The sequence below is a fragment of the Paenibacillus phytohabitans genome (genome assembly GCF_013141775.1).
In the GTDB taxonomy this organism is placed as follows: domain Bacteria; phylum Bacillota; class Bacilli; order Paenibacillales; family Paenibacillaceae; genus Paenibacillus_AQ; species Paenibacillus_AQ phytohabitans.
On record NZ_WHOB01000020.1, the window covers coordinates 292,676 to 317,525 of the forward strand.

25 protein-coding genes are annotated in these 24,850 nt (G+C 53.6%); 5 read left to right on the forward strand and 20 right to left on the reverse strand.

Annotated elements, in window-relative coordinates:
* Positions 1-68 precede the first annotated feature (68 nt).
* On the forward strand, positions 69-1,115 hold the full coding sequence (locus GC101_RS07655) for a serine hydrolase domain-containing protein (protein WP_171716742.1): 1,047 nt from the start codon (positions 69-71) through the stop codon (positions 1,113-1,115).
* Between the two features lie 400 nt (positions 1,116-1,515).
* Here GC101_RS07655 and GC101_RS07660 read toward each other — a convergent pair whose 3' ends face one another.
* The 10 genes from GC101_RS07660 to GC101_RS07705 form a co-directional block, all read right to left on the reverse strand.
* Entirely contained in the window at positions 1,516-2,847 is a 1,332-nt protein-coding gene (locus GC101_RS07660) for a pyrimidine-nucleoside phosphorylase (RefSeq protein WP_171716743.1), read from the reverse strand.
* The gene (locus GC101_RS07665) at positions 2,847-3,710 is read right to left on the reverse strand and encodes a purine-nucleoside phosphorylase (RefSeq protein ID WP_171716744.1); all 864 of its coding nucleotides are present in this window, start codon (positions 3,708-3,710) and stop codon (positions 2,847-2,849) included. Before GC101_RS07665 ends, GC101_RS07660 begins: the two co-directional genes overlap by 1 nt.
* A gap of 51 nt (positions 3,711-3,761) precedes the next feature.
* Positions 3,762-4,586, reverse strand: coding sequence for a purine-nucleoside phosphorylase (locus GC101_RS07670; RefSeq protein WP_076245560.1), 825 nt, complete (start codon positions 4,584-4,586; stop codon positions 3,762-3,764).
* A gap of 243 nt (positions 4,587-4,829) precedes the next feature.
* Positions 4,830-6,008, reverse strand: coding sequence for a phosphopentomutase (gene deoB, locus GC101_RS07675; RefSeq protein WP_171716745.1), 1,179 nt, complete (start codon positions 6,006-6,008; stop codon positions 4,830-4,832).
* A gap of 199 nt (positions 6,009-6,207) precedes the next feature.
* On the reverse strand, positions 6,208-7,101 hold the full coding sequence (gene xerD / locus GC101_RS07680; RefSeq protein ID WP_171716746.1) for a site-specific tyrosine recombinase XerD: 894 nt from the start codon (positions 7,099-7,101) through the stop codon (positions 6,208-6,210).
* A 145-nt stretch (positions 7,102-7,246) separates the two neighbouring features.
* Complete coding sequence (locus tag GC101_RS07685) at positions 7,247-7,480, reverse strand: DUF4227 family protein (protein WP_039300347.1); 234 nt, start codon at positions 7,478-7,480, stop codon at positions 7,247-7,249.
* A 201-nt stretch (positions 7,481-7,681) separates the two neighbouring features.
* Positions 7,682-8,149 carry a ferric iron uptake transcriptional regulator gene (gene fur / locus GC101_RS07690; RefSeq protein ID WP_171716747.1) on the reverse strand — a complete coding sequence of 156 codons (468 nt, stop codon included), beginning with the start codon at positions 8,147-8,149 and terminating at the stop codon, positions 7,682-7,684.
* A 195-nt stretch (positions 8,150-8,344) separates the two neighbouring features.
* Positions 8,345-8,980 (reverse strand): stage II sporulation protein M, encoded by a 636-nt coding sequence (spoIIM, locus tag GC101_RS07695; RefSeq protein WP_042138701.1) that lies wholly within the window; start codon positions 8,978-8,980, stop codon positions 8,345-8,347.
* 85 nt (positions 8,981-9,065) lie between these two features.
* On the reverse strand, positions 9,066-10,262 hold the full coding sequence (locus GC101_RS07700; RefSeq protein ID WP_171716748.1) for an endonuclease Q family protein: 1,197 nt from the start codon (positions 10,260-10,262) through the stop codon (positions 9,066-9,068).
* Complete coding sequence (locus GC101_RS07705) at positions 10,253-10,825, reverse strand: NUDIX hydrolase (RefSeq protein ID WP_042138703.1); 573 nt, start codon at positions 10,823-10,825, stop codon at positions 10,253-10,255. Before GC101_RS07705 ends, GC101_RS07700 begins: the two co-directional genes overlap by 10 nt.
* Positions 10,826-10,902: 77 nt before the next feature.
* Between GC101_RS07705 and GC101_RS07710 the strand changes: the two genes are divergently transcribed.
* The gene (locus GC101_RS07710; RefSeq protein ID WP_156118672.1) at positions 10,903-11,076 is read left to right on the forward strand and encodes a hypothetical protein; all 174 of its coding nucleotides are present in this window, start codon (positions 10,903-10,905) and stop codon (positions 11,074-11,076) included.
* A 154-nt stretch (positions 11,077-11,230) separates the two neighbouring features.
* Here GC101_RS07710 and GC101_RS07715 read toward each other — a convergent pair whose 3' ends face one another.
* A complete protein-coding gene (locus tag GC101_RS07715) occupies positions 11,231-12,358 on the reverse strand; it encodes a M20/M25/M40 family metallo-hydrolase (protein ID WP_171716749.1) in 1,128 nt (375 codons plus the stop codon).
* Between the two features lie 97 nt (positions 12,359-12,455).
* On the opposite strand from GC101_RS07715, the gene prli42 reads away from it, so the two are divergent.
* Positions 12,456-12,557, forward strand: a complete 102-nt coding sequence (prli42, locus tag GC101_RS07720) for a stressosome-associated protein Prli42 (RefSeq protein WP_099052488.1) — start codon at positions 12,456-12,458, stop codon at positions 12,555-12,557.
* A 73-nt stretch (positions 12,558-12,630) separates the two neighbouring features.
* Here prli42 and lipB read toward each other — a convergent pair whose 3' ends face one another.
* The 5 genes from lipB to lpdA form a co-directional block, all read right to left on the reverse strand.
* Entirely contained in the window at positions 12,631-13,341 is a 711-nt protein-coding gene (gene lipB, locus GC101_RS07725; RefSeq protein ID WP_425497136.1) for a lipoyl(octanoyl) transferase LipB, read from the reverse strand.
* A 67-nt stretch (positions 13,342-13,408) separates the two neighbouring features.
* Positions 13,409-14,830: a dihydrolipoamide acetyltransferase family protein gene (locus GC101_RS07730; protein WP_171716750.1), complete on the reverse strand. Its 1,422-nt coding sequence runs from the start codon at positions 14,828-14,830 to the stop codon at positions 13,409-13,411.
* A 316-nt stretch (positions 14,831-15,146) separates the two neighbouring features.
* Entirely contained in the window at positions 15,147-16,133 is a 987-nt protein-coding gene (locus GC101_RS07735; protein ID WP_076245571.1) for an alpha-ketoacid dehydrogenase subunit beta, read from the reverse strand.
* A gap of 3 nt (positions 16,134-16,136) precedes the next feature.
* On the reverse strand, positions 16,137-17,168 hold the full coding sequence (locus GC101_RS07740; RefSeq protein WP_039300370.1) for a thiamine pyrophosphate-dependent dehydrogenase E1 component subunit alpha: 1,032 nt from the start codon (positions 17,166-17,168) through the stop codon (positions 16,137-16,139).
* A gap of 268 nt (positions 17,169-17,436) precedes the next feature.
* Entirely contained in the window at positions 17,437-18,858 is a 1,422-nt protein-coding gene (lpdA, locus tag GC101_RS07745) for a dihydrolipoyl dehydrogenase (RefSeq protein WP_171716751.1), read from the reverse strand.
* A gap of 167 nt (positions 18,859-19,025) precedes the next feature.
* Here lpdA and GC101_RS07750 point away from each other — a divergent pair, with 167 nt between their 5' ends.
* A complete protein-coding gene (locus GC101_RS07750; protein WP_042138708.1) occupies positions 19,026-19,331 on the forward strand; it encodes a DUF2627 domain-containing protein in 306 nt (101 codons plus the stop codon).
* 536 nt (positions 19,332-19,867) lie between these two features.
* Here GC101_RS07750 and GC101_RS07755 read toward each other — a convergent pair.
* Genes GC101_RS07755 through GC101_RS07765 form a run of 3 tightly spaced genes read right to left on the reverse strand, consistent with a single transcriptional unit; the run spans position 19,868 to position 23,726 of the window.
* Positions 19,868-21,715: an ABC transporter ATP-binding protein gene (locus GC101_RS07755; RefSeq protein WP_171716752.1), complete on the reverse strand. Its 1,848-nt coding sequence runs from the start codon at positions 21,713-21,715 to the stop codon at positions 19,868-19,870.
* Positions 21,696-23,474: an ABC transporter ATP-binding protein gene (locus GC101_RS07760; protein ID WP_171716753.1), complete on the reverse strand. Its 1,779-nt coding sequence runs from the start codon at positions 23,472-23,474 to the stop codon at positions 21,696-21,698. The genes GC101_RS07755 and GC101_RS07760 overlap by 20 nt, the downstream gene beginning before the upstream one ends.
* A gap of 18 nt (positions 23,475-23,492) precedes the next feature.
* Positions 23,493-23,726: a hypothetical protein gene (locus GC101_RS07765; protein WP_171716754.1), complete on the reverse strand. Its 234-nt coding sequence runs from the start codon at positions 23,724-23,726 to the stop codon at positions 23,493-23,495.
* A 157-nt stretch (positions 23,727-23,883) separates the two neighbouring features.
* Here GC101_RS07765 and GC101_RS07770 point away from each other — a divergent pair, with 157 nt between their 5' ends.
* Positions 23,884-24,453 carry a thymidine kinase gene (locus tag GC101_RS07770; protein WP_042138712.1) on the forward strand — a complete coding sequence of 190 codons (570 nt, stop codon included), beginning with the start codon at positions 23,884-23,886 and terminating at the stop codon, positions 24,451-24,453.
* A gap of 122 nt (positions 24,454-24,575) precedes the next feature.
* Here GC101_RS07770 and GC101_RS07775 read toward each other — a convergent pair whose 3' ends face one another.
* Positions 24,576-24,830 (reverse strand): hypothetical protein, encoded by a 255-nt coding sequence (locus GC101_RS07775; protein ID WP_171716755.1) that lies wholly within the window; start codon positions 24,828-24,830, stop codon positions 24,576-24,578.
* Positions 24,831-24,850: the final 20 nt, after the last annotated feature.

A 24,850-nucleotide genomic window follows, 5' to 3' on the forward strand; every position in this document is an offset into this window, starting at 1 on the left:
TTAATTATTCCATATTGGCGAATTACAAGAAGGTTACACATTATCAAGTTATGGAAGAGGGTTACTACATGAAGCAGAAACAGACTGAGCATCAAAAAGAGCTCCAACATATCATCGACCAGGAGGTTCTGCTGTCCGGATTTTCGGGGACGGTACTGGTTACGCAACACGATCAGACCCTCGCAGCGGCTGCTTGCGGACAAGCCAACGTAGCTGAGGAACGGATCAATCAGCTTAACACCCGCTTCGGGATTGCTTCCGGCAGCAAACTGTTCACAGCAGTAGCTATCTGCCAGCTGGCCGAGCAGGGGAAGCTTTCTTTTGACGGCAAGGTGCTGGAGGTCTTACATGAGCAGAAGTTCCCCTTGTTCAGCCCGGAGATCACGGTTCATCAGTTGCTGACGCATAGCTCGGGCATTCCGGATTATTTCGATGAGGAGGTTATGGACGATTTCGCAGCACTATGGGAGGACATACCGATGTATACGCTCAGGCGACCGGGTGATTTCTTGCCACTATTTGCAGCGCTGCCGATGAAATTCACTCCCGGTGATCGTTTCCACTATAATAATGCGGGTTATATCATGCTTGGCCTGATTGTCGAAGCGGTCAGCGGAATGAATTTCACGGATTATGTGGAGCAGCATATTTTCCAGCCTTGCGGGATGAAGGATTCCGGTTATTTCGCCCTGGATGCCCTCCCGGCCAATACAGCTCTCGGTTATATTGACAGTGAGACCGGAGAGAATATCAGCAACATCTACTCCATTCCGGTAGTGGGAGGCGGCGACGGCGGCGCTTTTGTCACGGCAGCGGATATGAAGAAGCTGTGGACATGCCTGCTCGGGCACAAGCTGCTGCAGCCAGAGACAACTGCCCTGCTGCTCACACCGCATATTCATGAGGATGAGGATACTTACTATGGCTATGGAGTATGGATTACGATCCGAAACGGCGGGGTGTTAAAATACCATCTCATGGGCTCCGATCCCGGGGTCTCCTTTCGCTCGGCAGTCTATCCGGCAAGCGGCGTAACTTTCACCGCTCTCTGCAACCGGAGTAGAGGGACTTACCGGATGATGCAGGTGGCTGAGAAGAACCTGCTGCTGAATTAGCTGCGCGCTCAAGCAGGAGCCCCGTTCTTCCACGGGCTACGAGCTACGAGCTACGGGTTACGGGTTACGGGTTACGGGTTACGGGTTACGGGTTACGGGTTACGGGTTACGGGTTACGGAATAAGTGGATTCCGTACACTTATTTTCATCGTGTGGACCGCATACCAAAAATAAGTGGATAAACGTCACCTAAATTTGCTGATTCCGCCGCCAAGTCGGTAAATCGGAAAATTAAATGTACTTTTTCCAACTAAAACCCAAATATCAGCGATTCAAGGATAATTAAATGCCCTTTTTCCACTTGTCTTACGGGGGCGGTCCTGAACAAACCAAAAAAGCCGTACAATCAGCGAATTGCTGATGTACGGCTTTTGGATTGTTAGAGTAACCGGAATCCGCTTTAGTACCGCGTTACGCCATCCTTAGTCACCAGCGCAAATACCAGCGGCTGCGGTGGAACCGGCTGCGCGGAGATGCGGTAAGCTTCCAGCACCTTGGCTTCGGCTTCCTGCACTTTGCTCTCGCTGGCATCGTTCACATGCAGCACAGCAAGCGTATCGCCTGCGGCTACGGCATCGCCGACCTTAATCGCCAGCTGAATGCCAACGGCCAGGTCGATGACGGATTCCTTCGTTTCGCGTCCGGCGCCGAGCAGCATCGCCGCTACGCCGATCTCTTCAGCCTGAATACTCTCCACATACCCTGCGGTTGCAGCCTTCACTTCGATGAACTTGCGCGCTGTCGGCAAAGTATCCGGCGACTCAATCTGCGTGGCATCGCCGCCTTGGGCAGACACCATCTGCTTGAACTTGTCCAGCGCACTGCCGTCATTGATATGGGACAGCAGAATGGAGCGCGCTTCTTGTTCGTCCTTCGCCTTGCCGCCGAGCACCAGCATCTGGCTGCCCAGAATGAGGCAGACCTCCTGCAGATCCTTCGGCCCGTGGCCGTTCAGGGTCTCAATGCCTTCTTTGATCTCCAGCGCATTGCCGATACCGAAGCCCAGCGGCTGGTCCATGTCGCTGATCACAGCGACCGTGTTGCGGCCGAGATGTGTGCCGATATCCACCATCGCCTGTGCGAGTGCAATGGAATCATCCAGCGTCTTCATGAACGCGCCGCTGCCGGTCTTCACATCAAGGACGATGGCATCCGCACCTGCGGCGATCTTCTTGCTCATTACGGAGCTGGCAATCAGCGGAATGGATTCCACGGTTGCAGTCACGTCACGCAGTGCGTACAATTTCTTGTCCGCAGGCGTAATGTTGCCGGACTGGCCGATGACAGCTGCGCCGATCTCCCCTACCTGGGTGAAAAAGCGCTCCCGGTCCATCTCCACGGAGAATCCGGTGATCGACTCCAGCTTGTCGAGCGTACCGCCGGTGTGGCCGAGGCCGCGTCCGGACATTTTGGCCACCGGAACTCCGGCTGCAGCTACAAGCGGGGCCAAGACAACGGTAGTCTTATCGCCCACTCCGCCGGTAGAATGCTTGTCCACCTTGATGCCGGCAATCGGACTGAGATCCACCTGGTCACCGGACATCGCCATTTCCAGGGTCAGATCGCCGGTTTCCCGTGCGTTCATTCCGCGGAAATAGACAGCCATCGCCCAGGCGGAAATCTGGTAATCAGGAATTTCACCTTTGCTGTAGCCTTGAATCAGAAAAGCTATTTCTTCACGGCTGAGCTCGCCGCCGTCTCGTTTTTTCTGGATAAGGTCAACTGCACGCATTATACCTGTACCTCACGGACAAAGGAGCGCACAAGGCCGATGAATTTCGGTTTGGTCAGGTTAGCTACTTTTACCACCTGCTCATGAGTAAGCGGCTCCAGCTCGTCCCCGATCGCCATATCGGTGATACAGGTAATGCCGAGCACACGCAGCTTGCTGTGGCTGGCTACGATCACTTCGGGCACGGTGGACATTCCAACGGCATCGCCGCCGAGGTAGGCCAGCATTTTGAGTTCAGCCGGAGTTTCGTAGGTAGGGCCGCTGATACCGGCATATACGCCTTCCTGCAGCACAAGCGCTTCACCGTCGGCACCCTTAACTTCACCGGCCAGCTTCTTCGCCAGCGCGATATATTCAGGGTCATAAGCACGGGACATATCCGGGAAACGTACACCCAGCTCCGGATCATTCGGTCCGATCAGCGGGTTGTCGCCGGTCATGTTAAGGTGGTCGGTAATCAGCATGAGGTCGCCGGCTTTGAACGCTCTGTTCATTCCGCCGCCTGCATTGGTAATCACAAGTGTGCCTACGCCAAGCTTAGCCATTACGTATACCGGCAGCACCACTTTGCGCATTTCATAACCTTCATAGTAGTGGAAACGGCCCTGCATGATAATAACATCCTTGCCTTCCAGCTTACCGATCACGAACCGTCCGGCATGGCCTTCTACCGTGGAGCGCGGGAAATGCGGAATTTCTTCATAAGGCAGATATACCGCATCTTCGATCTGGTCACCCAGATCCCCGAGGCCGGAGCCCAGAATAAGTCCGATAGCCGGTGTGTAAGAACCGAATTTGGATTGAATATATTCAGCAGCTTCTTTTACCTGCGTGCCGTATGGGACTGTTGATGGTGTTGTCATAGGTTGATCCTCCCGGATATGAATTGTCTTGTAAATAGCTTGAAGCAGGAACTACATCTTCGGAATAAAAGCCAGCACCAGCTTCAGGAATTGCTCGCGCACACGTTCCGCTGTCTCCATCACTTCTGCATGGTTCAGCGGCTGTTCCAGAATTCCGGCAGCCATGTTGGTGATACAGGAAATACCCAGCACTTCGATACCGGCATGACGGGCCACAATCGTCTCAGATACTGTGGACATCCCTACTGCATCTGCCCCTTGGCGGCGCAGCATAACGATCTCAGCAGGAGTCTCGTAGTTGGGTCCGAGCAGGCCGGCGTATACGCCTTCCTTGAACTCGAAGTTCAGCGCTGCTGCAGCTTCTTTGGCGGCTGCAATTAGGCGCGGGCTGTAGGCCGAAGACATATCCGGGAAACGTACGCCCAGCGCATTATCATTCGGTCCGGTCAGCGGATTGCGGCCTGTGAGGTTCAGATGGTCAGTAATCAGCATCAGATCACCCGGTGTGAAATCGGTGTTGACCCCGCCGGCAGCGTTAGTTACCAGCAGGCTGGTTACGCCCAGCTCTTTCATAACACGTACAGGGAAGGCAGTAGTCTCCGGTCCATAGCCTTCATACATGTGGAAGCGGCCCTTCATCATGACGACGCGGCGGCCTTCAATCATGCCGATCAGCAGCTCACCTTCATGTCCTTCAACAGTGGATACGGGGAAATGGGGAATTTCATTATAAGGAATGACTACTTCATCCGTGATCAGATCGGCCAGAACGCCGAGGCCGGAGCCGAGGATCAGCCCGATTTCGGGTGCGACGGTACACTTATCTTTGATATATACTGCTGCTTCTTGAATATTGCTTTGGGTAACTGCGGTCATGGTTGGTTCCTCCTTGAGGTGGGTGGGATGAACTTTAGTCATCGACGTAAAGCTGAGCCGTCACTACGGTGATATTTGGACTTCCGGCCGCTGTTGTCTACAGATTTCTTCAATTATGACCCGCTTAGCGGTTGAAATCCGTAGACAAAGGCGGTCGCTATCGCTCCTACAGTTCCAAATTTCCCCTTCGATTCTTCTCACTTTTAGTTATATCCTTCAGTTCATCTTGATTTATTATTTAAATTAAATTAATTCAGACAAAAAGCTCGTCCCGTACTGCGGTGCCTTCGCTCCGAAATTATCAGCGATGGTAGCGGCAACGTCAGAGAAGGTCTGGCGGATGCCCAGGCTGCCCGGAGTCTTGAATCGCGGGCTGTAGATCAGGAGCGGCACATATTCACGGGTATGATCCGTTCCGGCATGGATCGGGTCATTGCCGTGGTCTGCAGAGATGATCAGCAGATCATCTTCATCCAGGGTGGACAGCAGCTCAGGCAGCGCCTGATCGAATACCTCCAGCGCCTGGCCGTAGCCTTCCGGATCACGGCGGTGGCCGTACAGGGAGTCGAAGTCTACGAGATTAGTGAACAGGAATCCGTTAAACGGCTTGCGCAGCTCATCAATGGTGATCTGGATGCCGTGCTCATTGCTCTTCGTCGGGTAAGAAGCTGTTACACCTTCGCCAGTGAAGATATCATTGATTTTACCTACCGCAATCACGTCTTTGCCGATATCCTCCAGAGCGTTCATAACGGTCGGCTCCGGCGGCTTCACTGCGTAGTCATGACGGTTCGGGGTACGCACGAAATTCCCCGGTTCACCGATATAAGGACGGGCGATGACACGGCCGACAGAGAATTCGGGAGCCATCGTCAGCTCGCGGGCGATCCGGCAGGCGCTGTACAGCTCTTCAAGAGGAATGATATCTTCATGCGCGGCAAGCTGGAATACGCTGTCTGCCGAAGTATACACAATCCATGCGCCGGTCTTCATCTGCTCTTCGCCGTATTCTACGAGAATCTCCGTGCCGGAAGCCGGCTTGTTGCCAATCACCTTGCGTCCGGTTGCCGCTTCGAACTTCTCAATCAGCTCTGCGGGGAATCCGTCAAAATAAGTATTAAAAGGAACCTCAATCTTCAGGCCCATCAGCTCCCAGTGGCCGGTCATCGTATCCTTGCCTACTGAAACCTCCTGCATTTTGCCGTAATAGCCTGTTGGGGCAGCTACCGGTTCAAGCGGCGGCAGCGGAGCAATATTCGCCAGTCCCAGCTGCTGTAGATTAGGAAGCTTAAGACCCGGAACCCGCTCCAGAATATGGCCCAGCGTATGGGAGCCTGTATCTCCAAAATTAGCGGCATCCGGCGCTTCACCGATACCTACACTATCCAGAACAATAAATCCGATGCGTTTAAATGAGGACATTGCCGTCTTCACTCCTTCGTAGTTTGCATAATCGTAAGGTCTGCTCAAAACAGGAAGAAACTCCGGGAGAACCTCTCCCGGGAGCTATCCTTTCAGTATGATTCCATCATAACTTTCTTACTCACAAAAAGCATCTTTTCGGGCCAATCCAACCCATTACCCGTTATATCCACGGTTACACCATACCTCTGAATACAGGCTACCTCGCCCGGGGATGGTGATTCTCATAGACTTCCTTCATATTCTTGCGGGCGATACCGCTATAAATCTGAGTGGTCGAAATATCGGAATGGCCCAGCATCTGCTGCACAGAGCGCAGGTCTGCCCCGCCTTCCAGCAGATGAGCGGCGAAGGAATGCCGCAGGGTATGCGGTGTGATGTCCTGCTGGATGTCGGCTTCACGCGCATGTTTCTTGATAATCTTCCAAAAGCCCTGACGGGTCAGCCTCCCGCCCAGACTGTTCAGGAACAGCGCCGGCTCCTCCAGGTTCACCCGGAGCAGCTTGTCCCGCATCCCGCCGGTATAACGGGCCACACAGTCCGCAGCAATAGTACCAATCGGCACCACTCTTTCCTTGCCGGAGGCCACGCTGCAGCGGGCGAACTTCAGCCCGGTGTTCACGTCCTCCACATTCAGCGAGATTAGCTCCGTAACACGGATACCCGTAGCATAGAGCAGCTCAAGCATCGCCTTATCGCGCATCCCCTGGGCAGAAGATTCATCAGGGACGGCCAGCAGGCGTTCAATTTCTTCAATACTAAGAATCATCGGCGGTTTCTTGCTCGGTTTAATCGTTTCCATATCCAGTGTCGGGTCTTGCCCGATCAGCCGTTCTTTCAGCAAAAAATGAAAATAGGCGCGCAGCGATACCGTATTCCGGTTGACTGTTGCCGTTGCCTTGCCCGCTCCGCGCAGAGCGCCGAGGTAGAGCATAATATGTGATCTTCTGATTTCTTCCATCGCAGCCGTGCCGCGCTCTTCGGTAAACTCCAGAAACTGTGATATATCCCGTCCATAGGATTCCAGCGTACTAGGAGACAATCCCTTGTCCCCGGACAAATACTGCATAAACGGCTGCAAGTGTGACTTCATCTATTCACGCTCCTGTCATACTCAGGCTGCTTCATGCCGCTCTGCAGCGGTTGGGGTCCGGCAGCAGTCAGAACGCGGGGCGCCCCTTACATGCTCTAGATTCATTCGACAGGCTTCAAGCTTTTTCCTGCAACCGGCGGAGCGCTCACTCCCCGTACCAATAGTAGAACCGCAGGCGCTGACCTGCACTCAGCCCTTCATCGCTTTGCTTCACATCATGAAATGCCCGGATGGCTGTGCCCTCCGGAATATCATAGTTCTGAGCGGGGCTGATCCAGGCACTGACCCAGCTTAGGACATAATACAGCACACAGCTGATCGCAACGAGCAAGGTCATGAAATACAGCCGGCGTACGGTTTTGGGAATGGAGACAATCATCCGGACAACCTCCTAAAAGTTTTGGCAGCCTCTGCTTCACTATTCCACTTCGCAGAACTCGTCCTTCACTTTATGCGCCGGAGGGTGGTGTTATGTATTGCTCTTTGAATAATCAGTTAAAAAGCCCCCTCCGGCCATTCAGCCGGGGAGAGCTTGTGCGGTAATTCCTCATCTGTATAAGAGTTCATGCTCTATATAAGCTTATTCGGGAGTATTGCCTTCTGTAGGATTCTTATCCTTGCAGCGGTGGCAAATTCCGTGAAAATCAAGTCTATGATCAAGCACCGTAAAATTATAATCCTTCTCAAGACGCTCTTCCAGCGGACCCAGCCAATCCTCACGAATCTCATCCATGGTTCCGCATTGTACACAAATCAGATGATGATGATGATGTTTCGCTGTATCCGTCCGCAGATCATAACGGGCAACACCGTCTCCGAAATTAATCTTCTCCACGACATGAAGCTCGCTGAGCAGTTCCAGGGTACGATATACGGTGGCGAGACCGATCTCCGGAGCCTTTTCTTTCACCAGCATGAATACATCTTCAGCGCTTAAATGATCATCCTCGTTCTCCAGGAGAACTCTTAAGGTCGCTTCCCGTTGAGGTGTAAGCTTGTATCCTTGGGATTGTAGTTGTTGCTTAATCTTGTCTATCCGGGCTTCCATTGTCTGCCTCCCCCTTGGAAAATTACCGCACCGGGCTTCAAGCCACTTCTTCCATTATAGGGGGAGTTACTTTGAGAAGTCAAACGGTTTTAGCTTACACGGAGGCAGGACCCCGATGTTCAAGGAAGTGCCAGAATGGAAATTCATTCCACCGCATGTTCTAAGGACAGCTGCTGCTTCCTGAAGATTCCACGCTCATCCGGCTGACACCAGCATCGGCGTCACCCACCGCATCATCACCGGGGTCACCCAGGCCTCAAATCCGGAGATCCCCATAACCAGCAGGGCCATGCCGAGTGACAACAGGGTGTACATTACAAAAGGCCGTGTCACCTTGGTACGCCGCTGTTGTCCCAGCACCCGGCTGCGGATCATCAGCAGGGAGAAGGCGATCGCTGCCGCGCTGCATACAAGCAGTACCGGAATCAGCACCAGATTATGCGGGGCTACAGAAACCAGGGCAAACAGCATGCCATGCCAGGAATACTGGCTGACGAGACAGCCAACGGTGAAGCCGATCAGCACGCCTTTAAGGAAATCCAGAATCAGAATCCCCGGAAGTCCGATAACCGACAAGCCGAGTATCCAGATCAGTCCGACCCATTTCAGATTGAATGCGGCAATCCCCCAATACGAATCCTGCGCGGCAGGCAGTCCCTGCTGATCGACGGTCATGAAGAAATTACCCAGATAATCCCCCAGCTCCTGCTGCTGATCCAGCGTTAACGCACTGACAATGAGCGCTCCAAATACGACCCCGACCAGGAATAATACCGCGACAAAAATATAAAGAGGCGTCTGTTCCTTCATCATCAGCCTTAAACTGCGCATCAGGACATTCTCCTTTCCGGTCACATGTTACACCATATGAAGGAATGTCCCGCTCTATGACTTGTCCTTGGTTACTTGTCCTTGGTTACTTCCCCTTAATGACCTTGCCGTACGTCCCTCCGCCTCCTGAAGAGAGCGCAAGCCTGCCGGTACGGGCCAGTACGATCAGCTCTGCAAGCTCTTGTCCGGCAACAGCCGCAAGCTCAGCTTCACCCGCCTTGTGCAGTATATTCATCTCTGTGCCAAACGCCTGCAGCAGGGCATTCAGCTTACGCTTGCCAAGTCCCGGAATAAACTCCAGAGGCACCTGGTAATGGTAGGGCGGACGGTACGCCGGAACCAGCGGCTGCTCACGGTCAGCAATATCGAGAATACGGTCCAGCACCCCTTTCACCAGCTTGGGACTGCCGCAATACGGACAGCGCTCTGAAGTCGCATAAGCCTCATCGATAATGCTGCCGCAGCCGCCGCAATATGTGCGGTGGTATTTCCCCAGCCGGGGGTTCAGCCCGAAGTTGGCACTGATCCGGCGTCCCTCCGAGCGTTCCAGCGCCAGCTTCAGCTCATGGAAAGAGGGCTGCTGCATCTCAATCACATTATACTCACGGCCGATTTTGCCCAGGGAATGAGCGTCAGAATTGGTCAGGAAGCTGTACGGGTCAAGCTCTGAGATATATCCGGCCATTTCCGAATCCGCACTGAGTCCAAGCTCTACTGCCGCAATGCGTTCCAGGTCAAATAAGTCAGCCATGCGCTCCGCTGCACAGCCGTATAGCCCTTTGTGCGGAGTGAAAATATGTGCCGGAATCAGCAATCCTCCCCGTCCGGTAATCTCGTCCTGCAGCACCCGGGAGGGTGCATACAGGCGCTGGGAGCTTAGATTCACATTCCGCATATGGGCGCTCATCCAGCTGCTGAACTCTTCCATGGTCCCAAGGTCCGGCATGAAGGCCAGGACATGGCACTCTTTTCGCCCGGGCTCACGGATTTCAATCTCGGTTCCCAGAATGATCGTAGTCCCCCTGTAGGCAATACCTCCGCCTTCCGCCATCGTCATCTCGCCCGAATCCAGCGCCGCATGAATATCCCGCAGCACCCCCGGGGAGTGGCTGTCGATGATGCCGATCAGACCGATCCCCTTGCGCTCTGCCGCCTCTTTGGCAATCCCGGCGAAGGTGAGCTCGCGGCTGCCGCTGATTTTGACCGCCTGTCCCTCCGAAGTCCGCCCGATATGCACATGCAGGTCGCAGTAAACGCTCTGCAGCGTAGACTCTAGTGCCATTGTCCAGTCAGCGTATACAGATGCCAGGCGTAGACAGCCATCATGGTCTTGGCATCCGCAATACGTCCATCCGCGATATACTGGTACGCTTCCTCCAGCGTCAGCTCGGAAACCTCCAGGAATTCATCCTCATCCAGCGCCATCTCTCCCGGCTGGGCATCTTCGGTCACATAGAGGTGAATGATCTCGTCGGCGAAGCCGGGAGAGGTGTAGAACGACTTCAGCAGCTTCAGCCCGCCGCTGTGGAATCCGGTCTCCTCCTGAAGCTCACGGCCCGCAGCCGCCAGCGGATCCTCGCCTTTGTCCAGCTTGCCTGCCGGTATCTCCACCTCAGTCCGGTGCATCGGCTGGCGGTACTGCTCCACTACAAGCATTTTACCGTTATTCAGTGCCAGCACAGCTACGGCCCCCGGATGCTTCACGACTTCACGGGTTGCTGTATTGCCGTCAGGCAGCTTCACCGTGTCCACCTGCAGCGAAATAATGTTGCCAGTAAAGATCGGCTTCGTCGACAATGTTTCTTCATCCAATGCGGGGTTGCGGTTGATTTCATCGTTTTTCATAGATTTGTGGTCTCCTTTGGCATGGTTATGCATAGGGTGTATTATAGCAAACTTAAAAGGAAAGAAGGAATGCAGGCATGAATGATTGTCTTGTCCGAGCAAGCTCATCCGCAGTTACAATGGTAGGTAAACCGGAGCAGATCATGGCCGTAATGGCCGGATGGATGAAGCAGTACGGGCGCGATATGCCCCTATCCTATATCCTGCTGCTCCAGACGGAAACGCGGATCACAGCTTCCAAGGCAGGATAATGCCGCTTCGTTCTTCCGGATATCCGTGAGGAAGATTAGCTTCACCGAGTAACAAGAAGGAGCTGTCTCCCGGTGAATTCCGGAACAGCTCCTTTTTGTTACATTTAAGCGCAGCCGGCCCCATGATCGGCAGGCATCTGCGCAGTTTTTGAAATCAGCCTTTTTGGCTCTCGGCCACAATAGCTACAACCAGGCTGGCTACTTTGACAATATCTTCGGCTTTGATCCGTTCCTTCGTTGTGTGGATATCCTCATAGCCGACAGCCAGATTCACAGTAGGAACCTTCAGGCCGTTGAACACATTGGCATCACTGCCGCCACCGGAAGCGAACAGCCGGGTAGTCAGTCCAAGTGAAGTAATCGCGCGGTCTGCCAGCTGTACCACCGGATCATGCTCATTAAAGCTGAACGCCGGATAAATGATTTCACTGCGGAATTCACTCTGTGCGCCATTGTCACGTGCGGTTGTCTCCAAGGCTTCACGCATAGAGGCAATCTGCAGTTCTACCTTTTCCTGCACAATACTCCGGGCTTCCGCATCCAGCTGCACATGGTCGCAGACCACATTGGTCGGGCCGCCGCCGGCAAATTTGCCGATATTCGCTGTCGTTTCATTATCGATCCGTCCAAGCTTCATCGCCGAAATCGCTTTGCTCGCCACTTGAATCGCACTGATTCCATCCTCCGGATTAACTCCGGCATGAGCGGATTTACCGAAGATCTGCATCGTTACCCGCGCCTGTGTCGGCGCAGCAATGGCAATTGCTCCTACTTCACCATTGGAATCAAGCGCGAAGCCAAGATCGGCATCCAGATGCGCCGGGTCCATTGCGCGTGCGCCCATCAGCCCGGACTCTTCGCCTGCCGTAATGACAAACTGAATCTGCCCGTGCGGAAGCTTCTGCTCCTGAATTACCCGGATCGCTTCGAACAGGGCGGCAAGCCCCGCTTTGTCATCCGCTCCGAGAATTGTACTGCCGTCGCTGGTAATCCAGCCGTCTTCCCCAAGGGAAGGCTTAATATTCTGCCCGGGAACCACTGTATCCATGTGGCAGGTGAACAGCAGCTTAGGCGCGCTCACGCCGCTGTCCGCAGGCCAGGTCACGAACAGATTACCAGCTCCGTGTCCCGTTCTCTCCTGAGAATCATCTTCAACTGCTGTCAGTCCCAGAGTGCTGAATTTTTCCTTGAGTACATCGGCAATCCGCCGTTCATTTCTGGTCTCACTATTAATACGGACAAGCTCCATGAATTCATTGATCAACCGGTCTTGTGATATCACTTGGACTTCCCTCTCTTTCGCGGATACGTTACAATGGTTGTACTGCGTTCATTTACGCCTTCGTTCTTAACTTAAACTAATCTCAAAGGAGTCACTCATGCAACAGAAAAAATGGTTCCGCATCATTATCTACATTATGCTGATCGCTATGATCGCCTCTACGGTGCTGTTCGTCATCGAGCCGTTTATGGCCGGTTAGTCACGTTTAGTACTTGAATAACAGCGTCCGGGTTCTCCGGGCGCTGTTTGACGTTGCCCGGATTCAGCATTCCTTATTCTGCAGCACTTACAACCCCGGCAACCGCTTCATACGGAAACTGCTGCAGGAAATAAGGCACCAGCTCGGAAGCAACACTCTCCAGGCCAAAGGAGCGCCCGGTGCATTCCTCAAGTGAAGTAACCCCGTACTCGGCAATGCCGCAGGGTATGATTCCCGAGAAGCCGCTTTGGCTGATTCCGGCTGAGATGTTGAACGCGAAGCCATGACTGGTAATAAAACCTCTGCGGAATTTACTCTTGTTGAATTTGACGCCGATCGCACAAATTTTCTCATCGCCGACCCATACGCCCGTATATCCCTGCTTGCGGGTTCCTGATATCCCGTGTGAAGCCAGAAAGGCAATAATAACGGCCTCCAGCCTGCGCAGATATCCGTGCAGATCGACCTTGCCGTCTTCGCCAAGCTTCAGGAGAGGATAACCTACAAGCTGGCCCGGTCCGTGATATGTAATATCTCCTCCGCGGTCGATTTCAAACAGCGCAATCCCTTGTTTCCCAAGCTGTTCCACGCTAAGGAGCAGATGCTCCGGATGATTCTGTGAACCGATGGTATAGGTAGGCGGATGCTGCAGAAGGATCAGCCGCTCGGAAGCGGTGCCTGCGTCAATCCCCTGCACCGCTTCCTTTTGCAGCTCCCAGGCCGCGCCGTATTCCATCAGCGGGAGATAGGAAATTTCCAGTTTGCTTAAGTTCAGGTTGTCCATGGTCATAAGGTCCCCTTTGCTTCATATTCTCCCTGTCACAGGGTTCCGCAGCTGCCTTGTTCAAACATTAGTACAGCTTGGTGTCCGGCGTATAACCTTCCACATTATCCTTCACACGCTGCAGGAAGCGGCCGCTGATGACCCCATCCAGAATCCGGTGATCCAGCGACAGGCAGATATTGGCCATCGAGCGGACAGCGATCATATCATTGATGACTACAGGTTTTTTCACGATAGATTCAAAGGTTAGAATCGCCGCCTGCGGATAGTTAATGATCGGATAGGACAGAATCGAGCCGAATGATCCGGTATTGTTAACCGTAAACGTACCGCCCTGCATATCTTCCAGCCGCAGCTTGCCTTCACGGGTCTTCAGCGCCAGTTCGTCGATCTCGCGGGCCAAGCCTGCGACGTTCTTCTGGTCGGCTTTTTTGATGACCGGTGTCATTACAGAGTCCTCTGTGCCTACAGCGAGCGAGATGTTGATATCGCGTTTGACAATGATTTTGTCAACGGCCCAGACGGAGTTCATGATCGGATAGTCCTTGATTGCACTAACAACCGCCTTCATCAGGAAGGCCAGATAGGTCAGGTTAATGCCCTCTTTGCGCTTGAACTCATCCTTCAGCTTGTTGCGCAGCACGACAAGATTGGTCACATCGACCTCAATCATCGTCCAGGCATGCGGAATCTCCGAGACGCTCTGGCGCATACGGGTAGCGATCGTATTACGGATCGGCGTAACGTCGATCAGGTATTCCGAGCTGCTGCCCCGCCCGCCTTCCACTTCGATCGTCGGAATCTTCGGCGACTCGCTTAAGTGCAGGCCGGAGTGACGCAAATGCTGAAGCTCTCCGCGCACTTCTTCCTGAATAGGCTGGAATACAGGCTGCTGCGGCGCAGGAGCAGCAGCAGTTGGGGCTGTAGCTGCAGGCTGAGCCGCAGCTGCACCGCTCTCCAGGAACGCGAGCACATCCTTGCGTGTGATGCGTCCACCCAGGCCGGTGCCCGGCACGGCCGCAAGGTTGATGCCGTGCTCGGCGGCCAGCGTCTGCACAGCCGGAGAGTAACGGGAACGCATAGGAGCATCCGCGTCAAAAGCCGCAGCCGGCACAGACGGCCGGACGGAGGCGTGGGCAGGCTGCGGCGCTGCGCCGGGTGCCGCCGGGGCTGCGGCATTGGCAGGTCCCGCAGCGGCAGCTGCCGGGGCCGGGGCCGCTGCCGCAGGGGCAGCACCCGCTAATGCGATGCGGGCGATGATCTCGCCGACGCTGACCGTCTGGCCTTCTTCGGCAAGCAGCTCCACCAGCGTACCGTCTACGGTAGCCGGAAGCTCAGCATTTACCTTATCCGTAATCAGCTCACAGATCGGCTCATATTGCTCGATCGTATCGCCCGGCTGCTTCAGCCATTTTCCGATCGTCGCCGATACCAGCGATTCTGCCAGCTGCGGCATGATTACATCCGTCAGCTTTGTATTGTCAGACATAATGTCACTCCTTAAAGTTTTGTAAGCACAGGCTCCCTGAAGCAGCTTCGACAAAACTGGCTTCGGAAGCATGTAGCCACGAAATCCTGCCCAGAATACAACATTTCACCACTTAAATCGGCCAAAAATCAGAAAAGTTGTACAAAAGGCAGCATTTCTCTTTATTCAAGCGGATAAGCGTGCAAATTGTTGTATTTCATACAGCAATCCTGCCCAACCCACCGCTAATTTCGAATCTAAGCTGCAATAATTGCAACATTCATGCCCAATGTACATACAGGTTGAACATAAAAACCTCACCTGTTGTTCACATATATCAGTACTGCGCCAAACGCAGCATCTCCGCCTTTAATTTGTCCTTGCTCAGCATGAAGAACTTCTCCATCGGCGGGGAGATTGGCATCGCCGGCACATCAGGTCCGCACAGGCGGAAGATTGGCGCATCCAGATCAAACAGGCAGTGTTCAGCGATAATGGCTGCCACTTCGCCGCCAATGCCTCCGGTCTTGTTGTCCTCGTGGACAATCAACACCTTGCCGGTCTGGCGGACAGCGGCAATAATCGCCTCGCGGTCCAGCGGCTGCAGGGTGCGCAGATCCAGAATATGCGCGGTAATGCCCTGCTCGCGCTCCAGCTCTTCCGCTGCCTGCATCGCAAAATGCAGCGGAAGGCTATACCCGATCACCGTAATATCGCTGCCTTCACGCAGCAGATTCGCTTCACCGATAGGCACAATGTAGTCGCCCTCCGGCACATCTTCCTTGATCAGCTTGTAGCATTTCTTGTTCTCGAAGAACAGCACCGGATCAGGGTCACGGACAGCAGCTTTCAGCAGTCCCTTGGCATCGGCAGCCGAGTAAGGGGCTACAATCTTCAGTCCCGGAGTACCGAAGAAGATCGATTCCGGACACTGAGAGTGGTACAATCCGCCGAAGATCCCGCCGCCGATAGGCGCGCGGATTACCACCGGACAGTTCCAGTCGTTATTGGAACGGTAGCGGATTTTGGCCGCCTCGCTGATAATCTGGTTCGTTGCGGGCAGCATGAAATCCGAGTACTGCATTTCGGCGATTGGCTTCATGCCGTACATCGCCGCGCCGATCGCCACGCCGGCAATCGCTGACTCCGCAAGCGGTGTATCAAGCACGCGCTCTGCGCCGAACTGATCCTGCAGTCCTTTGGTGGTCGTGAATACGCCGCCCTTCACGCCGACATCCTCACCCAGCACGAACACCGAATCATCGCGCTCCATCTCTTCCTTCATTGCCAGCCGGATTGCATCGATATATTCCATCATCGCCATGGCTTATGCTCCTCCCTTAAGGCCGGATTCATCGTACACATGCAGCAGCGTATCTTCCGGTTTCGGGAACGGTGCATTTTCGGCGTAGGTTATGGCCTCTTTCAATTCAAGATTATATTCGGCAACCAGATCACGCTCCTGCTCGTCACTCCACAGACCCAGTCCGGTCAGGTACGTGCGGAACGCGGCGATGCCGTCCTTTTTCCAATTCTCGTCAACCTCTTCCTTGGTCCGGTAAGCCAGATCATTATCCGAGGTGGAATGCGGCGACAGGCGGTACATCATCGCTTCAATCAGGGTGGGTCCTTCTCCGGCGAGCGCACGCTCCCGCGCCTCTTTGACCACACGGTAGACCTCAAGCGGATCATTGCCGTCCACCCGTACACCCGGGAAGCCATAGCCGAGGGCGCGGTCACTGACCTTGCCTCCAAGCTGCTTGTGGGCCGGAATGGAGATCGCATACTGGTTGTTCTGGCAGAAGATGATGACCGGCAGCTTATTCACACCGGCGAAGTTACACGCTTCATGAAAATCACCCTGGTTACTGGAGCCTTCACCGAACGTGACAAAGGAAACAAACTTTTTCTTCTGCATCTTGGCCGCCAGCGCAAAGCCTACAGCATGCGGAACCTGGGTCGTAACCGGACTTGATCCCGTTACGATGCGCAGGCGTTTGCTTCCGAAGTGGCCCGGCATTTGCCGGCCGCCGCTATTCGGATCTTCCGCCTTGGCGAATACGGACAGCATCAGCTCACGCGTGGTCATTCCTACCGTCAGCACGAACGCATAATCACGGTAATACGGGAGGAAATAATCATTCTCCCGGTCCAGCGCAAAAGCCGCTGCGACCTGCGCCGCTTCCTGTCCGATGCCGGACACATGGAAATTGATCTTGCCTGCGCGCTGAAGCAGCAGACTGCGCTCATCGTATTTGCGCCCGAGCTGCATGAATCTGTACATATCGATAACCTGGCCGTCGCTGAGTCCAAGCTGTTTATGTCGGTTAACGGTTTCTACAGTACCTTGGGATTCCATATAAGAGGTACCTCCTAAAAGTTTTGTAAGCATAGCTTCCTGTATTCAGGTCGTACAACCGGCTCCGGAAGCGTTCGCTAACTTTGTTAAGCATGACTCAACAAAGTATATGCCCTGATCTTAAAACCAGGTACTAATTTCATTCTAAGTTCATTATAATCCCATTCCATACAAAAAGAAAAGCCAAGAAATGCCGCTATGGAGCTGTTTAGGCGCATCAAGCGCCCTCAGCTCCGTCCGGCATTCACTTTAGCCCTTTCATCTTATCCTAGAATCCAATTGCTCTTCCATCCACCGCCAGCATCGCTTCCCCGATGATCTCCGAAAGTGTCGGATGGGCATGGACCGCCTCGCCAACCTCCCAGGGTGTTGCATCCAGAATCTGTGCCAATGCCGCTTCACCGATCAGGTCCGTCACATGCGGGCCAATCATCTGCACGCCGAGGATATCCCCGCTCTTCGAGTCGGCGACCACTTTTACGAAGCCGTCCTTCATGCCGTAGACAATCGCTTTGCCGATAGCCGAGAACGGGAATTTGCCGGTTACAGTCTCATGTCCCAGCGCCTTCGCTTCCTTCTCGGTATAACCGACACTTGCCACTTCCGGCCGCGTATAGACACAGCGGGGAACAAGATGGGCTTCATACGGATGGAGCGTTTCGCCCGCCAGGTGATTCACGGCACGGATGCCTTCATGGCTGGCCGCATGTGCCAGCTGCAGTCCGCCGATGCAGTCGCCAATAGCGTAGATATGCGGCTCCCCCGTCTGCATGCTGGCATTCACTCCGATGACACCTTTGTCGAAGCGGATATCTGTATTTTCCAGGCCTATATTCTCGATATTCGCTACGCGTCCTACGGATACAAGCAGCTTCTCTGCCGACAGGCTCTGGCTCTGCTCACCCTTGCGGGCTTCAATTGTAATCCCGGATTCCGATATACTACAGCTCTCTGCATCCACGGTAGTACCGGTCAACACTTTGACTCCGCGTTTCTTGAGCAGACGCAGCAGTTCACGGGCAACCTCTTCATCTTCCTGTGGCAGCAGCTGGCCGGCGGCCTCAACTATAGTTACCTGCACACCGAAATCAGCCAGCATCGAAGCCCATTCCACGCCGATAACCCCGCCGCCCACAATAATAATCGAGGCCGGAAGCTCTTCGAGCGTCAGCGCTTCCTCACTGCTCAGAATCACCTTGCCGTCAGGCGCAAGGCCAGGCAGTATACGCGGACGTGATCCGGTAGCAATGATGAGATTGGTGGAGACTACAGTCTCCATCTCGCCATCCTCCAGCTCCACGGCAACTGCACCGCTTCGCGGAGAGAAAATAGACGGGCCGATGATCCGGCCTTTGCCTTTGAGAATCTGAATTTTATTCTTGCGCATCAAATATTGCACACCCTGATGGAGCTGCTCCACTACCGCTTCCTTGCGCAGCTGCACTTTGGGAAACACCAGCTCTACACCAGTTGTCGCTATACCGTAGCTTTCGCTCTCCTTGATTTCAGCAAATACCTCGGCACTGCGCAGCAGTGATTTGCTGGGAATGCAGCCGCGGTGCAGGCAGGTTCCGCCCAGCTTGTCCATTTCGATGACGACGACGGATTTGCCGAGCTGCGCGGCGCGGATCGCCGCCACATAACCGCCGGTACCTCCACCAAGTATCGCCACGTCACAGGTAATTGTCATGATATGTATCCTCCAGTCATTCCTCTAAAGTTCAGTTTAACCTATTATATTGTACTCTCTTTTGATTCTATTACAAAACTTATAAACGTCATGTATCCATGGACTTTTGCCAATTGAAGCGTTATCATAGGGGTGAATTCAAACGGCTGCGAAGAGGAGGGACGATTATGAAACTGCTCATTTCACGCTTCATTGCCATCCTTATCCTGGTGATCCCCGGCCTTCTGGCCATGAAGGGCTTCCTGATGATGAAAGATGATATTTTCAACTTTATCTCCATGCATGGCGACGAGTCCGTCACTCCGGATTTCGCCTGGCTGCATTTTGGCGGAGGATTGCTGCTGTTCCTGGCCGGAATGAGCTTCCTCGGCGGCTGGATACTAACCCGGGACCGCAAGAAGAACTACGTAGGACCACGGTTCAGAGAGAAACAGAAAGCGCAGCAGCCCCCGTCCACCAATGCCACACCCTAACAATAATCAATAACACTAATAAGCAGGGATGTCCCAAGCCAGGATTGAAATGGCTGCAGAGGCATCCCCTTTTGTCGTTCGAATATTCTGAAACCAACTGCATGTAGCTTGAGCTGGAGAAAATCCCGATCCGCACCCGGAATACAACACCCTCTTATACTTGATTCGTTTCGGACCTCGGAAGCACTGTCTATTAGGCCGCTGCAGACAAAAATGTTGTACGTTTTGCAACTTTGATACCCAGATAGCCAGGTGTTCAGATAGAATGTTGTATGAAATACAACAATAATCCGGCTAAGCCGCTTAAATAAGGTGAAATCCTGCATTTTCTACAACAATTTTGGTTTTAGGCCGGTAGGAAGAGGGAAATGTTGTATTTTGTGCAGGATTTCATTAAATTTGCCCGATCTCTGTCCACGGAAAGCGCATATAGTCGGGATATTCGTGAGGCTCAGCAACAGCAGCAGCCCGGAAGTCCATCCTGCACCGCCTATTTCAGCAAAGCATCTTCCCTATCCCATCCTTGCCGGCAGCACTTACTGCGCAGCAGCCCCCTTGCTCCCCTGTACCAGTTCGCTATAGAGACCGCCCTGCCGCAATAGCTCCTCATGGGAACCCTGCTGAATCAGCCGTCCGCCTTGGAGCACCAGTATGCGGTCAGCAGCCCGGATCGTGCCCAGCCTGTGGGCAATCACGAAGCTCGTCCGCCCTTTCATCAGCGCCTGAAGGCCTTCCTGAATCTTGATCTCGGTCACTGTATCAATACTGCTCGTAGCTTCATCCAGCACCAGCATAGACGGATTCGCGAGAATTGCCCGGGCAATAGCTAGCAGCTGCTTCTGCCCTTGACTGATGCCGCTGCCGTCTACGGACAGCATCCGGTCATAGCCCCCTTGCAGCCTCATAATGAAGGCATGGGCATTGGCAAGCTTCGCGGCTTCCTCCACCTCTTCATCGGATGCATCCAGTCTTCCGTAACGGATATTGTCGCGGATCGTTCCTTTGAACAGGAAAGAATCCTGCAGTACGAAGGCCATTTGGCTGCGCAGACTTTCCCGGGTAATCGTGGAGAGCTCTCTTCCGTCCAGCGTTATACTTCCTTTACTCGGATCGTAGAAGCGGGACAGCAGGCCGATTAGGGTGGTTTTGCCGGCTCCAGTAGGTCCAACCAGCGCAATCATCTCTCCGGGTTTAGCTTCAAAAGATATATCCTGCAGCGTATCTGCACCTCCATCATAGGAGAAGGATACGCCCGAGAACTTCACCGCGCCCTCCACATGCTGCAGCTTTACCGCTGCCCCCTCATCCCTGGCTTCGGTTTCTTCATCAAGTACTTCGAATACCCGCTCCGCTCCGGCAATTGCCGACAGAAGCGTGTTCCACTGGTTCGCCAGATCATTCAGCGGGCGGGTGAATTGACGTGCATATTCAGCAAAAGCAATAATTATCCCTACTGTTACGAGTCCGCGGATGGCGAGCAGCCCCCCGACTCCGGCAACGATTGCAAAGCTTAGGTTGTTCAGACCATTCATCAGCTTGGGAATGAAGCCGGAAATCGCCTGGGCCCAGTACCCTGACAGCATAATCCGTGTATTGCGCTCCCTGAAGCCGGTAATGACCCGCTCCTCCTGCGAGAACGCTTTGATAATCCGCTGGCCGGACAACGTTTCTTCTATAAAACCGTTCAGTTCTCCCATATTGCGCTGCCGTTCCTTGAACAGCGGGCCGGTCCGCCGGGTAATCCAGCGCATGCCCAGCATCATCAGCGGCACAACGATGAAGGTCAGCAGCGTCAGCAAGGGACTGAGCCACAGCATTACCCCCACCGTACCCACCAGCGTCAGGATACTGGAGAAAATCTGAATCGCCGAGCTGTTCAGCGTCGAGCTGATATTCTCAATATCATTGGTTAGCCGGCTCATAATCTCCCCCTGCTGCCTGCGGTTGAAGAAGGAGATCGGCAGACGGTGCAGATGAGAGAACAGATCCGTACGCATCCGGTATACGGTCTCCTGGGCAATCTCGATCATCCAGATATTCTGCAGCCAGGAAATCAGAGAATTAAGCAGATAGACAAGAGCCAGTGTGACCAGAAAAACCACCCAGGTTCTGCCCCCGTCCCCTTCAAGATAATGGTCCACCGCCCGGCTGATCAGGTAAGGTCCAAGCAAGGACAGTCCTGAGCTGAGCAGGACCATAAACAGTACCAATACCAGCTTAGCCCTGCGCTCCGCAAGGTAACTCCATATCCGTCCAAGCGTACCGGACCAGTTCTTGGCTTTGGCCTTCGGTTTCCGGGCGCCCATTGCCCCGAAGACCTTCCCTTCTCCCAGTCCGACCTCCAGCTTCGGATGGCGGAACGGCTCAATGAGTGCTTTGAACATGCTGCGCCTCCCCAGTCTGTGACTGATAGATTTTGCGGTACAGCGGGGACGCATCCATCAGTTCTGTATGCGTCCCCTGGGCAATCAGCCGTCCTTCGTCCAACAGCAGAATCAGATCGGCCGACACAGTGGAACTGATCTTCTGGGTGATGAGGAACGTTGTGCAGGACATCGTCTTCAGCTCCGCCAGTAAAAGCCCCTCCGTCACCGCATCAAGCGCACTGGTGCTGTCATCGAGAATCAGAATCGCCGGTTTGCGTACCAGTGCCCGCGCGATGGTCAGACGCTGCTTCTGTCCGCCGGACAGATTGACTCCGCGTTGCCCAAGCTGGGTATCGTACCCCTCCGGCAGTCCTGCAACAGTCTCATGAATCTGGGCGGCTGCGGCTGCCTGCTCAATGTCCTCCTGACCCGCCTGCCCGTTACCCCAGGCAATATTTTCCCGGATCGAGCCGGTGAACAGCAGTACCTCCTGCGGTACATAACCAATCGATCCCCGCAGTGCCTGTATGCCAATTTCCGTATGCTTCATCCCGTCAATCCTGATGACACCGCTGCCACACTCATACAGACGGGGGATCAATGTTACCAGAGAGGATTTACCTGAGCCCGTTGCACCCATAATCGCCACACGTTCTCCAGGCTGCACCGTGAAGGAAATGTCCTCCAGCACTTTAATCTCACTGCCGGGATAACTGAAGCCGACCTGCTGGAACTCGACCTTCCCCTTAATGGCTGGCAACTGATTCTGATTAAGAGAGCCCGTTTGCGCTGGCCCCATCCCGTTCAGAGGCGCCATTCCCAATTCCCCCGGACCTTCACTGGCCGACATCACTTCATCAATGCGCACGGAAGAAGCTCTGGCGCGCGAGAAGCTTACCATGATCCAAGACAGCGCAGACAGTGCACCCATGGTGCGCAGGGAGTAATTAATGACTGCAACGGTCTGGCCGAGCGTCGCATCACCTGTGGATATCTCAATCCGGCCAAACCATAAGACAGCCAGAATTCCAGCATTCACGATGATCATAATGAACGGTGTCGAGGTCTCCGTGAGCCGCAGCGCGGATACAGTCGATTGCATCAGCTTCCCGCTGAACGTGGCAAACCGGCCAATCTCATGACCCATGCGCACAAATACACGAATCAGACGGATACCGGTAAGGTTCTCCTGAATGACACCATTAACATCATCCAGCCGGTTCTGCACATTGCGGAACAGAACAGAGGCTCTCCGCATCAGCCATAAGAGGAAAATCACCAAAAACGGCAGCGTCACCGTCAGCAGCAGCCCCAGCTTGACATGCACCACGAGCGCCATAATTACGCTGCCCACCACTACCAGCGGGATACGGGTCATGAACCGCAGACCCATGAATATCGTATCCTGCAGCTGAGACACATCACCTGTAAGCCTTGTAATCAGCGATGAAGTAGGGAACCGGCTGAAGATTTCATAAGAGAAGGATTGTACCTTCTCATACAGCTTGTCCCGCAGGTCGAACGCGAACCCCTGGCTGGCATGCGAGGCAAAAAAGGAGCTGAGCACTCCGGCAAGAAACGCCACTGCAGCGCTTCCCACAAGCACACCGCCCCACAGCCAGACTACTGCTGTATCTTTTTCCCGGATGCCTTCATCAATGATTTTGGAGATCAGCAATGGCTGCGACAGCTCTACTGCCAGTTCGATCAGCATCATTACCAGTGCGGCAATGGCTGCGACACGGTATTTTTTAAGATAAGAGAAGGTTAGCTTCATCGGTTATACCCCATTTATTTATTCGTAGAGCGCATCCCGCAGACGGGTAGACATCGCTGAGCCTTGTCCCGATTTCAGGATGACCCGGCGCAATGCTTTATTGCTGCGGTGAAGCTCCGTCATTTCTGCCATCATTTCGACCAGTAAATCCTCCGACTCAGGGCTTAGTTCCCCCTTCTCCTGAAGTAGGTTTAACCGTTCCTTGTATTGCTCCAATTTCTCTGTCACCTGATAAACTTCCTTTCTGTTCACAAGATTCTCCTGCTGAAGACATAATTGCGTTCATTATATCACATCCCCGCTGGAGCAATCTTTTCACTGGCTACCCCGGCCCCGAATATGATACTCTAATAAGGTCGCATTTTTCGGATACTATTAACCAAGCTGAACAGCGAAAGGATAGATGGACGTGGCACAGTTATTTTTCAAGTATGGGGCAATGAATAGCGGCAAATCCATTGAGATTCTCAAGGTTGCACATAATTACGAGGAGCAGGGCAAGTCGGTACTCCTCTTCACTCCATCCCTTGACGACCGGGACGAAGTCGGTTACATCTCTTCCCGGATCGGACTGCGCAAGCAGGCCATCCCTATCGATGAGAATACGGATATCTACAGCATTGTCAGCAGCAATCTGCCGAAACCCCACTGTGTGCTGATAGATGAGTGCCAGTTCCTGACTAAGGACTGCATTCTCCAGCTCGTGCGCATTGTCGATGAGCTCGGCATTCCGGTCATGGCCTTCGGCCTCAAAAATGATTTCCAGAACAATCTGTTCGAAGGCAGCAAATACATGCTGATCTACGCCGACAAGATTGAGGAAATGAAGACCATCTGCTGGTTCTGCGCCCGGAAAGCCACCATGGCACTGCGGGTCGAAGACGGCAAGCCTGTATACAGCGGCAAACAGATTCAGATTGGCGGCAATGAAGCCTATTACCCGGTCTGCCGCAAATGCCACAAGAATCCTCCATTGTAAAAAAAGAATATATTTCTATTATTTAGCCTTTTGTTATTTCCTTTAATCACTTTATAGATAGAAAACACCAAAACGCATTCCAGCCATTGATAGGCTAAAATGCGTTTTTAGTGTGTTTTATTCTAATGAATAGCCTTCAGTGCTCTGTGCTCATCTTCCTTACGGACATACAGATCATGCTGAACCGTAGCCTTTCCTCCATAATTAGCACGCTGGGTGGTCGCTTTCATTCCCCCGTTAATCCTGGAGCGGTGCCGTACTCCTGCCGCCGTCAAAAGACCTTTTACCTTAAAATATTGTCCCTGGTCAAAAGTGGTATAAACTAATGTGCGTTCTCTCGGAATGAAGAAATGCCAGATGCCTTTTAGCAAGCTCATAAGCGCTCCTCTCCAGCCTA

Bases quoted from the DNA above. Each gene is read 5' to 3' on its own strand.
- GC101_RS07705 (WP_042138703.1), bottom strand. From the start codon at position 10,825: ATGAAAAACGATGAAATCAACCGCAACCCCGCATTGGATGAAGAAACA.
- GC101_RS07760 (WP_171716753.1), bottom strand. From the start codon at position 23,474: ATGAAGCTAACCTTCTCTTATCTTAAAAAATACCGTGTCGCAGCCATT.
- xerD (WP_171716746.1), bottom strand. From the start codon at position 7,101: ATGAAGTCACACTTGCAGCCGTTTATGCAGTATTTGTCCGGGGACAAG.
- GC101_RS07685 (WP_039300347.1), bottom strand. From the start codon at position 7,480: ATGATTGTCTCCATTCCCAAAACCGTACGCCGGCTGTATTTCATGACC.
- lpdA (WP_171716751.1), bottom strand. From the start codon at position 18,858: ATGACAATTACCTGTGACGTGGCGATACTTGGTGGAGGTACCGGCGGT.
- lipB (WP_425497136.1), bottom strand. From the start codon at position 13,341: ATGGACAACCTGAACTTAAGCAAACTGGAAATTTCCTATCTCCCGCTG.
- GC101_RS07670 (WP_076245560.1), bottom strand. From the start codon at position 4,586: ATGACCGCAGTTACCCAAAGCAATATTCAAGAAGCAGCAGTATATATC.
- GC101_RS07665 (WP_171716744.1), bottom strand. From the start codon at position 3,710: ATGACAACACCATCAACAGTCCCATACGGCACGCAGGTAAAAGAAGCT.
- GC101_RS07700 (WP_171716748.1), bottom strand. From the start codon at position 10,262: ATGGCACTAGAGTCTACGCTGCAGAGCGTTTACTGCGACCTGCATGTG.
- prli42 (WP_099052488.1), top strand. From the start codon at position 12,456: ATGCAACAGAAAAAATGGTTCCGCATCATTATCTACATTATGCTGATC.
- spoIIM (WP_042138701.1), bottom strand. From the start codon at position 8,980: ATGCGCAGTTTAAGGCTGATGATGAAGGAACAGACGCCTCTTTATATT.
- GC101_RS07655 (WP_171716742.1), top strand. From the start codon at position 69: ATGAAGCAGAAACAGACTGAGCATCAAAAAGAGCTCCAACATATCATC.
- deoB (WP_171716745.1), bottom strand. From the start codon at position 6,008: ATGTCCTCATTTAAACGCATCGGATTTATTGTTCTGGATAGTGTAGGT.
- fur (WP_171716747.1), bottom strand. From the start codon at position 8,149: ATGGAAGCCCGGATAGACAAGATTAAGCAACAACTACAATCCCAAGGA.
- GC101_RS07735 (WP_076245571.1), bottom strand. From the start codon at position 16,133: ATGGCGATGATGGAATATATCGATGCAATCCGGCTGGCAATGAAGGAA.
- GC101_RS07775 (WP_171716755.1), bottom strand. From the start codon at position 24,830: ATGAGCTTGCTAAAAGGCATCTGGCATTTCTTCATTCCGAGAGAACGC.
- GC101_RS07755 (WP_171716752.1), bottom strand. From the start codon at position 21,715: ATGTTCAAAGCACTCATTGAGCCGTTCCGCCATCCGAAGCTGGAGGTC.
- GC101_RS07660 (WP_171716743.1), bottom strand. From the start codon at position 2,847: ATGCGTGCAGTTGACCTTATCCAGAAAAAACGAGACGGCGGCGAGCTC.
- GC101_RS07710 (WP_156118672.1), top strand. From the start codon at position 10,903: ATGAATGATTGTCTTGTCCGAGCAAGCTCATCCGCAGTTACAATGGTA.
- GC101_RS07750 (WP_042138708.1), top strand. From the start codon at position 19,026: ATGAAACTGCTCATTTCACGCTTCATTGCCATCCTTATCCTGGTGATC.
- GC101_RS07730 (WP_171716750.1), bottom strand. From the start codon at position 14,830: ATGTCTGACAATACAAAGCTGACGGATGTAATCATGCCGCAGCTGGCA.
- GC101_RS07740 (WP_039300370.1), bottom strand. From the start codon at position 17,168: ATGGAATCCCAAGGTACTGTAGAAACCGTTAACCGACATAAACAGCTT.